Source organism: Oligoflexia bacterium (genome assembly GCA_034439615.1).
Taxonomy (GTDB): Bacteria; Bdellovibrionota; Bdellovibrionia; order JABDDW01; family JABDDW01; genus JAWXAT01.
In genome coordinates this window covers 138,759-149,956 of record JAWXAT010000036.1, presented here as the reverse complement: position 1 = coordinate 149,956, position 11,198 = coordinate 138,759, and the positions used below count along the sequence as shown (strand labels likewise).

Here is an 11,198-nt window from a genome sequence, read left to right as displayed (position 1 = left end):
ATTGCACCCTAAAGTCATAGAATGGGCTAAGAAAGAAGCTAAAAAAAGAGGTGTGGGCTATCAAACCATCATAAACGAAATACTATTGGCTAAAGCTGTCTAATTAGAGGAGAAACACAATGGGTGAAGTTCAAGTTACAAAAAACAGAATTGCCGGTCATATTTTACCCACGGCATCTAATTTGTTGGGTCTGTGTTTTTTGCTGATGAGTTTTATTAAGGTTGATACATTACGCTCAGTCACAGTTTTGGATGAGTTTTTGTTGTTTCCAATTCTAATTTTCTTTTTAGCAGCTAATTGTTCTTATTTGTCACTGCGATCTATGGGGAAACGAGTAGCGTTTTACGAATCAACTGCTGATAAATTGTTTATCAGTGGTCTTTTTTCTATGACGGTAATATCGATTCTTTTTGTTTTAGAATTCATGCATTAAAATACCTAAGAATCTGAACCCTTCAAAATCTTTTGATGTGACTTATTGCTCAGTGGTGACAATTTGCATCCAAAATAACATTTTGCCACCAGCTTAATAACCTTTCCAAAAGCGGATCTTCGGGATATCTATCTCTGTCTAAGGGGGGGGCTTTATGAAAAACAGTAACTTAATCCATCTCGTGCTTGTACTCTCGATCTTGGCAGCTGGTTGTTCGAAAAATCGTCCTACACAAAAAGAAGAAAATATTCCGATTAATGCCAAGGGTGATTTGCTTGGCCAAGAAGGTGAAGTTGAGAATTGGTTCACTAAAAGTCCAGACTTAGATTTAGTTGAAGGAACACAAGCCGATCGTACTTATGTCGATTTTAATCTTAAAACAGACGTCGCTCCTATCATCGTTGCTGTCATTGACAGTGGTGTTGATGTGAAGCACGAAGATCTTCAAGGTCAAATTTGGGTTAATGAAGATGAAGTCCCGGGAAACGGCCTTGACGATGACAAAAATGGTTTTGTTGATGATGTGAACGGATGGAACTTCTTAGGAAGTTACGACAAATCACGTAAACCCATCAATATCGACGACACAACTCTTGAGGTAACACGGGAACTTGTTGCCATGAAAAAACTTAAAGCTCAAAGAGAAGCACAAGGTTTAACACTATCAGAATCTGAAACTAAGTATCTTCAGAAATTAGACGCTGAAGTTTCTGAAGAACTAAAAGTGGCTAAAGAAAGTAAAGATCGCTTTGAGCCTGAATATAAAATTATAAAAGCTAGCTATGAAATTTTAAAGCCACTTCTTAATAATGTTGAGCTAAAAGATCTTACACTAAAATTAGTGTCAGAATTAAGTGTTGTAGAAGTTCGAGATATTGCTGCTCGTGATGCAATTGTGGCATCAATGGATAAATTAAAAGTTGTGTCTGTTGCGCGCCTTTTACGACTCATAGCTCGCGCTGATTCTGCACTAAATGTTTACTACAATGAAAATTTTGACCCTCGAAAAGTCATCATTGGTGATGACCCATCTGATTTTAATGATCGCAACTATGGCAATAATGATTTACTCGCTGGCGATGCTAACCATGGCACACACGTCTCGGGAATCATTGCTGCAGTTAGAAATAATAATCTTGGAATAAATGGCATCGCAACAAATGTTAAGATCATGGTGCTTAGAGCCGTGCCTAATGGTGATGAGTATGACAAAGATGTGGCCAATTCAGTGCGATATGCTGTTGATAACGGCGCACGCATTGTAACTATGAGTTTTGGAAAAGCATATTCTCCTTATAAAGAAAAAGTAGATGAAGCGTTTCGTTATGCAGCTGCAAAAAATGTTTTAATTGTTCACGCTGCTGGGAATAGTTCTTTGAACACAGATATCTTTCCTCATTTTCCAAACAAGTTTATGGCACAATCTGGGGCAGAGATTTCTACGTTCTTAGATGTAGGGGCTAACAGTGAGAAAAAAGGGCTGGATTTGCCAGCTGTATTTACGAATTACGGTCAAAGTACAGTAGATATTTTTGCACCTGGTGTGAATCTTAAATCAACAGTTGTTGGTTCGCTCTATGCGACTTACTCAGGGACAAGTATGGCAACCCCTTGTGTGACAGGCGTTGCTGCTCTGGTATTATCTCAATATCCTGATTTATCAGCACTTGAGTTAAAAGCTATTTTGAAAAATTCAGCTCGCACGTATCCTGATTTGATCGTAAATCTTCCCGGAGCACTTGCTGAACCGTTAAAGGTTTTATTTCGAAAGTTAAGTGAAACAGGTGGAATTGTAGATACGTTTGAGGCCTTAAAACTCGCAGCTTCAAGACAATAGAAAAATTAAAAACTGCAATACAGACAAATTAATTTTGTCTGTATTGCTCGTATTTATTGCGCCACGCACTTTCGGTTAATGATTTCATATGTGGTCCAATTTTACGTTGAGATGAAACTGGGCGCATTAATGAATAAGCAAATTTGCTTAAGCGATCCATTTTGCGTGGAATCATAAGTAATGGCGGAATCAGTTTTCCTGATATCAGCCAAAAATTTTTCTTTACCGAAATTAATGGCAAAGAAATAGGCTCAACGCGTGTTTGCGTTTTCATAAGTACTCCGGAAAAAATATTTAAATCAAATTTCCAAATTTTTTAGTTCAGATACGTTGATTTTTTATTTGTTTAGTTCGGCTATATTACATCTTCTTCTGATAATTATCAATAAGTTGGTTTGATGAGCGCAATATTGTTTCAGGCTTATATGTGAGTCAGTATGACTATTTCTTAAACACGAGTGTGTAAAAACACTAGATGTTTCGAGGGGAAATGTACTTTGTTTAAATTCTAAAATTCGTTATTATAAGAACTCAAATTCTGGGTTTTCCAGCAGTCCAAAGTGAACCTTTATCTGGGGTTGAGTTATGAAATTAATGGCTTTCTCTTTTTTACTTCTCATTGCTGGAATTGCATCTGCTGCGACAGTAACCCCTGAGGCACGCGAAAAAGCCCTTCGAAGTGCTCGAGTTTGGAATGAACCGCGAGTTCCTATTCATCTAGCTGATTTAAGCAAAACTGAGGTAGGTGATGATGGTTTTCGTGCTGATGATGAAATCACTTGTGATTGGCAGCCCTATAGGCAAGTTTCTGGTGTAACTGCAAAATTTTACTGTAAAACAAAAAATGGTGACGTACTTAAAATAAAATATTCTACAAAAAATGGCCTTAACCCAGAAGTTTATGCAGAAACTGCGGGTACACGTCTATTGCGTGCACTGGGTTTTGAAGCAGATAGAATGTATCTTGTTAAAAAAGTTCGTTGTATTGGGTGTCCGAAAGATCCAGTTTTTGTAACATTGCTTACTCAACATAAAATTAAAAAAGTTCGCGATAATTTTTATGCGATTCATGGAATACGAGAAAATGGTCAGTATGTTTATCGTTCTGATGAGCCATTTTATGATTTTTACGAAGTAGCAATAGAGCGTAAAACCGGTAAAAAAATTGAATCCAAAGAAGATCAGGGTTGGGGCTGGGATGAGCTCGATCGCATTGATCCCAAACTTGGGTCATCCGTAGCTGAAGTTGATGCATTTCGCATTATGGCTTCCTTTTTAACTCACTCTGATAATAAGGCCGCTAATCATTCACTTGTTTGCTTAAAGAAGATTAAGGATGGTCAAGAATGCGAAGCTCCGGTGGCTTTTGTTGCTGATATTGGTGTCGCATTTGGTGGCGGTTTTAACTTTTTAACGATGTCATATCCAAAATTTGACCTTACCGCCTGGGAAAAGTCACAGGTGTGGTCTAAAGACGGTCCCTGCACACTTCATCTTAAAAACAGTTTAACAGGCTCATTTAAAGACGTCACTGTTGGCGAAGAAGGGCGTAATTTAGCGGCAAGACTGCTTAACAGCCTCTCTGATGGTCAAATTCGAGATCTCTTTAACGGAGTTAATATCTCAAACTTACCATTTAAGAACACTGCTCATAATAATGTTGAAGAATGGCTAAGGGTTTTTAAAGCAAAACGCGATGTAATTTCATCAGCAAGTTGTCAGCGGTAATCAGATAAGGGATGAAATTATTAATTATTGTAGTAACTACATTCACAAGCTTTTTTGCATCTGCCCAATTGTTACCTCAATTACCACAAGCTACTTACCAGTCTGGTAGGCCAAACGATAAAATGGTTTTACCAACTGGCCGTGAAGAAGAGTTTCGTGCCGAAGCTTTTACTCGCGCTAAAGTTTGGAGTGAACCAGCTCCAATTGGTGCAGTTAATTTGAGGGTTACACAAGGCTCTCCAAATGAATTCACAAATGATTCAGAGATTACATGTAAGTGGGTGAGCAATGAGCGATACTCAGGTGCAACACCAAAATTTCTTTGCGCAATACCAAATGGCGAAGTCATAAAAGTTAAATATCACAGAGAGAAAAAATCCACCGCAGAAGTAGGTGCTGAACCAATGGCTACTCGACTATTAAGCGCACTAGGTTTTGGTACTGATAGTATCTTTATTGTTAAAACAATTCGTTGTTTTGGTTGTCCCAAAGACCCCTACAGTGCGAATACAAAATTTTATAGCCCGATAAAACAAATCAAAGATGATCATTGTCAATTTCAATTGAACAATGCTCCTGGATGTCGTTATTCAAAAGATCATAGTAAATTTTTAAGTTTTGATAAGTATACCGATTTTCAATATGCAACTATTGAGCGACGCTTACCAGGTAAGCGTATGATTAGCCCTAAAAAGGACGGCTGGGGTTATACGGAATTAGCAAATATCGATGCATCTCGCGGGGGAGCCTCAAAAGCAGAATTGGATGCATTTCGTATTGTATCGGTTTTTTTAAACCACGCTGACAATAAAGACGATAATCAAATGCTAACTTGTACTGATTCGACTATTCGGGATGATGGCTATTGTAAAAATCCTGTGGCCTTTATTAGCGATGCAGGAACAACTTTTGGCAGTAGTTCACGTGGTATGCATAAAGGTTTTTCTAAACTTGATGTGGTGGGGTGGGAAGAACACTCTATTTGGTCTGAAACTGGTGCATGCATGCTTCAGATGAAAGGCAACATGACTGAAAGTTGGAAAGACATTGAAGTTGGCGAGGAAGGCAGAAAACTAGCAGCACGCCTATTGAGTAGCCTTAAGCCTCAACAGATTCGCGATCTTTTCGAAGGTGCAAGAATTCATGTGTCCCCATTTAATGGCAATGTTGATGTATGGATACGAGTGTTTAATAAACGATTGGCGAAAATTTCCAGTCGCACTTGCCCAGTAAACTGACATTTTTGAGATCTAGAGAGTGACGATTTTTTACGCACTCTCTAGCAATTTCTTCAAGTGCAATTACCAGATACAATAGGTCTTGATTAAACCTCTATAATTATCGGCACATCATTTGCTTTTTAGATAATGTATGAACAGAAATATTCTTGTTTCAATTCTAATTTCAAAGCTTGTTTTGATTAGCGGATTTGCCTCAGCCATGACAGATGTGCGTCAAGTTAAGCCATCTTGTGTCGATAAAATGGGTGGGCTTGAAGACGTTATTCCTGCACCTGAAAACCATGAGAAATTGGACCCTGGGTCTACATTGCAAGTTGATTCTCGAGCAATGCGATCAATTAAAAACAATCGCATTTATCAGGGGATTTTTGTCACTGAAGATGATGCTACAATTACTTTGCGAGATACCATACGAATTGCAATTGACCCAGCAACTGGAAAAACAACAATGTCAGAATTGGGAAACATTATTTTATCTAAAGCAGATTTTTTACAGCCAGGCATGTCTGTTCAGTTAAATTCAAAAAATAATTCTTACACAGGTGTTTATCGTGGTGAAACTACGATGGGTGATACAACCATTCTTGAAATAGATGGAAATGTGCAACACATGAAGCGTTATAATATTATAAGTTTTAGTATTTTACAGAGGACCTCAGAAACTCATCGAATTTTCTCAAAACAAGATTTGCCCAGCAGGGACCCGAACCAAAAACAGAAATAATATTTTCGATCAAGGTTCAAATTTTAAAAACTGACATTCGATTGCGCCATTATATACGCGTGTTGATCTTTTTGGTTCTAAGCCTATGGCTTTGGCAAGTGTTGGGTTGCCGGTGAGAACAAAAGCTTTCCAACCTTGAAAGTGTGTTTTAAGTTGGTGCCCCAGTTTTGAGTACAGATCAACGAGATCTTGGCTCTCACCGAGTCTTTCACCGTAGGGTGGATTAGTGATGAGAACCCCAGGTGTTGGTGCGGGAATGAATTCTGTAATATCTTGTCTTCTAAAAATAGTTACCACTTCAGTGCCAGCGTTTTCAGTATTGGCTCGAGCGGCTGCGACAGCACGCATATCGCAATCAGATCCGTATACTCTAAACGGCACGTCATCTAAAACTCTTTGACCAATTTCATCGCGTAACAACTTAAACGCGTCAGTTTGAAAGGTTAGCCATCGTTGAAATCCAAAACGCGTTCGAAAGCTTCCTGGTGGAATTTTCAAACCCATCAGTGCTGCCTCAATACAAAAAGTTCCTGAGCCGCACATAGGATCCATCAAAGGACTACTTTGATCCCAACCAGTCATTTTAATTAAAGCTGCAGCGAGATTTTCTTTTAGTGGTGCTGGTGCACCTCGGTCGCGATACCCGCGGTAATGAAGTGATCCGCCAGAGGTGTCTAGTGAAACTGTGCATAAGTTTTTTACAAGACGTAATGAAACTTGCATATCTGGATTCTCTGCATCGACATTCGGGCGTGAACCATATTTTTTGACAAACTGATCAACAACGGCGTCTTTGGCTTTAAGTGCGACGATGCGTAAATCACGAATGCCACTGTCGCGAACGGAAGAATCCATGGCCAGTGTTTGATCAACAGTAATGTATTTGGTCCAATCGTGTTTTAAAACATTATGATAAATCTGATCGGGTTCGTAAGCGGGGAAATCTAAAACAGGATAAAGAATTCGACTAGCAGATGTAACTTCTAAGTTAGCTTTATAGCAGCCAGCCCAATTGGTGTGAAATTCAACGCCGGCAATCCCTAATTTTGTTTTGGTAATTCCCAGATCGTGGAGTTCTTTTTCGAGAACTAGTTCAAGTCCTCGAGGTGTGGTAGCAAAAAACTTCGGCATAACAAAAACAACTTAACAAACTCACAGTTAAAAAGATAGGCGAGGTGGGAGTATTGTATTTATTTCCAAAGAAAAACCGATCTCGGTTCTCGAGATCGGCTCTTTTAAACGCTATGATTTTGCCAGTTTATTTCTGTTCTAAGTAAACGCCATCACCTTGAATGGTGTAGCTCTTAGTATTCACTTCGGCTTGTATCATAGTGTTGAGGCGCCAGCTTACAACCAATGGCAATAAAGCAACTGGATGGTCATCTGTGCCGATGTTTGTTGCATTACGAACTTGAGCTGAAGCATTTAAGCTATAGCCCCAGCTTGCAACTTTAATATGAGTGGGAATTGCTGTGATGTTGGCTAAGAATTTTCCAGCACCACGAACGCCACCGTTGAAAGTATAAAAAACTTGATATGTGAAGTTTACAACTTCTTTACCAAATTTGTTTTTGTACACAACATTGTAAGCTTTTGCTTGGGGCAATGACCAAGCAGATAGAGATTGCCAACCTTCGCTTCCGCGAGGAAGTGCGTGAGCAACATCAGAGGTCATGTTGGCAACGGGTTGACCCGCTTTGATGATCTCCCAAATAAATTTGCCTGCATTTACGATATCACCAATATTGATTCCATCACCTTCGCCTTCAGTCTGTACGCTTTTCATAACGTAAATACTTGGAATTTGCATGGGTTCAACTTCTGTGATCGTTGGTGGATCAAAAGATAATTCTTTAATTTGATCTCCGGTTAATGTGTTCGCTTGAGCGTTGATTGAAACAGTTAATGCGAGAGCAAGAAATGCTCCTTTAGAAAATAGATTCATTGGCCCCTCCTGTGGTTATGAATTACTGCAATTTTTAAAAGTCGAAATGCCGTGACTTTTTATGATCAAAGTCTAGGAAGCCGTTTGTTGGATTGCAAACATAAAGGTGTGATGAGAGGCGTCAATCAGTAATGAGATTCAACGTAATTATTAATAATTTTGATGAATTCAGGAACAATATCTTTGCCTTGAAGGGTTGTGACAAGTATTCCGTCAACATAGACGGGCGCTTTGGGATCCTCTGCTGTACCTGGCAATGAAATACCAAGGTTTGCGTGTTTGGATTCACCTGGGCCGTTAACGATGCAGCCCATGACCGCTACTTTCATTTCGCTCGCATTTGGTTTTTTAAGTTTCCAGTGAGCCATGTTATCGCGCAGGTAATTTTGAATTTGTTCAGCCATAGATTGAAACAAAGTGCTGGTGGTTCGACCACAACCTGGGCAAGAGGTTACTTGGGGTGTGAAGTTTCTAATTTCTAATGATTGTAAAATTTGTTGAGCAACAATGACTTCTTCTGTTCGTGAACTTGTAGGAGTTGGTGTGATTGAAACCCGAATGGTGTCGCCAATACCTTCTTGAAGTAAAATGGCTAATGCTGCAGCAGAAGCGACAGTGCCTTTATTACCAATGCCAGCTTCGGTTAAACCAAGGTGAAGTGCGTAGTCATCTTGTTGAGCCAGTGAACGATACACATCAACAAGACCTTGAATTTGTGAAATTTTAGCTGACAAAACGATGCGATCTTTTGGTAATCCCATTTTTTCAGCTTGCTGTGCTGATTCTACCGCTGAAGCAACAAGAGCATTTTGCATAACCGCATTGGCGTTAAGTGGCTTGGCGAGTTTTGCGTTTGCATCCATCATGCGCGCGAGTGTGACTTTATCAAGGGATCCCCAGTTAGCACCAATACGAACGGGTTTTTCATTTTGCATTGCGATTTCAATCATGGTGGCAAAATTATTTTTTTCTTCTTTTCCGATATCGCAATTTCCAGGATTGATTCTGTATTTTGCTAAGGCCTTTGCGCATTCAGGGTATTTTTTTAAAAGCAAATGTCCGTTGTAATGAAAATCTCCGATAATTGGAGTTGAGTAATTATTTTTATAAAGTCCCTCGACAATTTTAGGAACGGCAATGGCTGCCTCTTCAGTGTTCACAGTAATGCGAACAATTTCTGAACCTGAATCTGCAAGTTCTTGGATTTGTTTAATGGTCGATGCAACATCAGCGGTGTCCGTGTTGGTCATGGATTGAACGACAATGGGATTGTCTCCACCCATTAAAATCTGACCGATTTTTACGACCCGAGAAGGTCTTCTTTTGATATTCGACATAGGAGGTTTTTTAACAGGAAAGATTTAAGATGTCTACGGGTTATAGGTACGGCGCATCAACGGGTTTAACTGCACGAAAAGCTTGCAATAAACAATGCGGTGCGTTTTACTGCGCGCAATTGTTTTTATGTGGCCGGGTCCTACGCAATCGGGGCTCTGCAAACCCCGCCAGGTCCGAAAGGAAGCAACGGTAGCAGGCGTCTTTATGTGATGTGGGGTTGCCCGGTCTTCCTTCAATCGGGGGCGAGTTGTCTTATCAAGTTTTAGCGCGCAAATGGCGTCCACAATCTTTCGAAGAATTAGTTGGTCAAGAACATGTGGCGACCACACTTCTCAATGCACTTAAAAGTTCTCGCATGCCTCACGCACTATTATTTACGGGAGCTCGTGGAGTTGGAAAAACTTCTGCCGCAAGAATTTTAGCTAAAAGTCTCAGATGCCCTAAGGCAAAAGATTTTGTACCATGCAATGAATGTCATGATTGCCAAGAAATCACAGCCGGGCGTTCTATTGATGTCATTGAAGTCGACGGAGCCAGTAATAACGGCGTAGAAAATATTCGTGAGCTTCGTGAAACCGTTGGCTACATGCCCTCTACGGGCAAATACAAAGTCTATATTATTGATGAAGTTCACATGCTTTCTACAAGTGCATTTAATGCGCTCCTTAAAACTTTAGAAGAACCACCACCACATGTGATTTTTATTTTTGCGACGACAGAGCCGCAAAAAATTCCGGTGACTATTTTATCGCGCTGTCAGCGTTTTGATTTTAGACGTATCCCTGTTCGTAAAGTAGTAGATCGTTTAAAAACTATTATTGAAGCAGAAGGTGTTGAAGCAGAACCTCAGGCTCTTTGGTTGTTAGCTCGAGAATCTGAAGGCAGTATGCGTGATAGCCAAAGTTTGCTTGATCAAGTTATCACGTTTTGTGGAACCAAAGTTACCCACACACAAGTTGTTGAAGTTTTAGGTCTGACAGATCGCACACTTTTGAGCACCTCATTGCGAGCACTTGTCGATCGCAATGCCGCAAGCTGTTTGCAAATTATTGAACGCGTGTTTCATCAAGGTTATGACCCAAAACAATTCGCACAAGATCTTTTAGAACATCTTCGTAACCTCATGATTGTAAAGGTGAGTGTGGCCAGTGGAAACACAACAAGTACTGGTGAGTTTTTAGATCTACCCGATCAAGAAATTGATGAGCTTAAAAAATACGCTGATGAATTAAGCAATGAAGATGTCCATATGCTTTTTGATATGACACTTAAAGGTGTCGGAGATGTGCTTCGCGCGCAAGATCCTCGTATTGTTTTAGAGATGTTACTCTTAAGATTGTCTCAAGCGCCACGGTTGACATCGATTGAAAAATTAATCGCTTCAATTGAAAACGGCGGATCAAAAAATCCTACAGCAGTTTCAACAAAGCCTGTGATTCCTGCGACACCGACGCGCACACCTCTGCGTTCGGAAGCTCCTGTGCAAACAGCAACTCCTGTGCGAGCAGCAGCTGCGCCAACTGTAGCGGTGGCAAGTGGGGGAAGTGATCTCGAGCGTTGGGCAGAACTTGTTGGAATTATTAAAAAAGAAAAACCACTTTTGGGTGCTAAGCTTGAGTATGCATTTTTGCAAAACCTGGAAGGTGAAAATCTGGTGATTGGATTTAGAAAAGAACAAGAATTTTTCTATAATCAAGTTGCACAAAAAGAAGTTGTTAACCAGATCGTGGATGTGGTGGCCAAACATTGGGGGCGGAAATATAAAGTGCAAGTTACACTTTCCCAAGGATCCCCCAATCAATCATCACCCAAAGAAGCCCGTGAAGCTGCCGAAACAGCTGTGAATGATCGCATTCGTGAACAAGTAGAATCTCATCCTTTGGTTCGAGAAGCCAAAGACGTTTTTAAAGCTAGAATTACTTCAATTAAAGAATCTCAATAGGAGGATAAG

10 protein-coding genes and 1 other RNA gene are annotated in these 11,198 nt (G+C 40.0%); 7 read left to right on the top strand and 4 right to left on the bottom strand.

Going from position 1 to position 11,198, the window contains the following annotated elements; all coding sequences use genetic code 11:
• Positions 1 to 119 precede the first annotated feature (119 nt).
• Positions 120 to 434, top strand: a complete 315-nt coding sequence (locus SGI74_09635) for a hypothetical protein (GenBank protein MDZ4677756.1) — start codon at positions 120 to 122, stop codon at positions 432 to 434.
• A 154-nt stretch (positions 435 to 588) separates the two neighbouring features.
• Positions 589 to 2,271, top strand: coding sequence for a S8 family peptidase (locus SGI74_09630; GenBank protein ID MDZ4677755.1), 1,683 nt, complete (start codon positions 589 to 591; stop codon positions 2,269 to 2,271).
• Positions 2,272 to 2,299: 28 nt separating this feature from the next.
• On the opposite strand, the gene SGI74_09625 is transcribed toward SGI74_09630, so the two are convergent.
• Positions 2,300 to 2,545, bottom strand: a complete 246-nt coding sequence (locus SGI74_09625; GenBank protein ID MDZ4677754.1) for a hypothetical protein — start codon at positions 2,543 to 2,545, stop codon at positions 2,300 to 2,302.
• A gap of 311 nt (positions 2,546 to 2,856) precedes the next feature.
• Between SGI74_09625 and SGI74_09620 the strand changes: the two genes are divergently transcribed.
• The 3 genes from SGI74_09620 (at position 2,857) to SGI74_09610 (ending at position 5,964) form a co-directional block, all read left to right on the top strand.
• A complete protein-coding gene (locus SGI74_09620; GenBank protein MDZ4677753.1) occupies positions 2,857 to 3,999 on the top strand; it encodes a hypothetical protein in 1,143 nt (380 codons plus the stop codon).
• An 11-nt stretch (positions 4,000 to 4,010) separates the two neighbouring features.
• Complete coding sequence (locus SGI74_09615; protein MDZ4677752.1) at positions 4,011 to 5,237, top strand: hypothetical protein; 1,227 nt, start codon at positions 4,011 to 4,013, stop codon at positions 5,235 to 5,237.
• Between the two features lie 133 nt (positions 5,238 to 5,370).
• Positions 5,371 to 5,964 (top strand): hypothetical protein, encoded by a 594-nt coding sequence (locus SGI74_09610; protein MDZ4677751.1) that lies wholly within the window; start codon positions 5,371 to 5,373, stop codon positions 5,962 to 5,964.
• Positions 5,965 to 5,973: 9 nt separating this feature from the next.
• On the opposite strand, the gene SGI74_09605 is transcribed toward SGI74_09610, so the two are convergent.
• The 3 genes from SGI74_09605 to ispG form a co-directional block, all read right to left on the bottom strand.
• Positions 5,974 to 7,095, bottom strand: a complete 1,122-nt coding sequence (locus SGI74_09605; protein ID MDZ4677750.1) for a THUMP domain-containing protein — start codon at positions 7,093 to 7,095, stop codon at positions 5,974 to 5,976.
• Between the two features lie 127 nt (positions 7,096 to 7,222).
• Complete coding sequence (locus tag SGI74_09600; GenBank protein MDZ4677749.1) at positions 7,223 to 7,909, bottom strand: hypothetical protein; 687 nt, start codon at positions 7,907 to 7,909, stop codon at positions 7,223 to 7,225.
• 125 nt (positions 7,910 to 8,034) lie between these two features.
• A complete protein-coding gene (ispG, locus tag SGI74_09595) occupies positions 8,035 to 9,246 on the bottom strand; it encodes a flavodoxin-dependent (E)-4-hydroxy-3-methylbut-2-enyl-diphosphate synthase (protein ID MDZ4677748.1) in 1,212 nt (403 codons plus the stop codon).
• 131 nt (positions 9,247 to 9,377) lie between these two features.
• On the opposite strand from ispG, the gene ffs reads away from it, so the two are divergent.
• Together ffs and dnaX are read left to right on the top strand one after the other, a co-directional pair.
• Positions 9,378 to 9,477: signal recognition particle sRNA small type (gene ffs / locus SGI74_09590), an RNA gene on the top strand.
• Positions 9,478 to 9,494: 17 nt separating this feature from the next.
• On the top strand, positions 9,495 to 11,189 hold the full coding sequence (gene dnaX / locus SGI74_09585; protein ID MDZ4677747.1) for a DNA polymerase III subunit gamma/tau: 1,695 nt from the start codon (positions 9,495 to 9,497) through the stop codon (positions 11,187 to 11,189).
• Positions 11,190 to 11,198 lie beyond the last annotated feature (9 nt).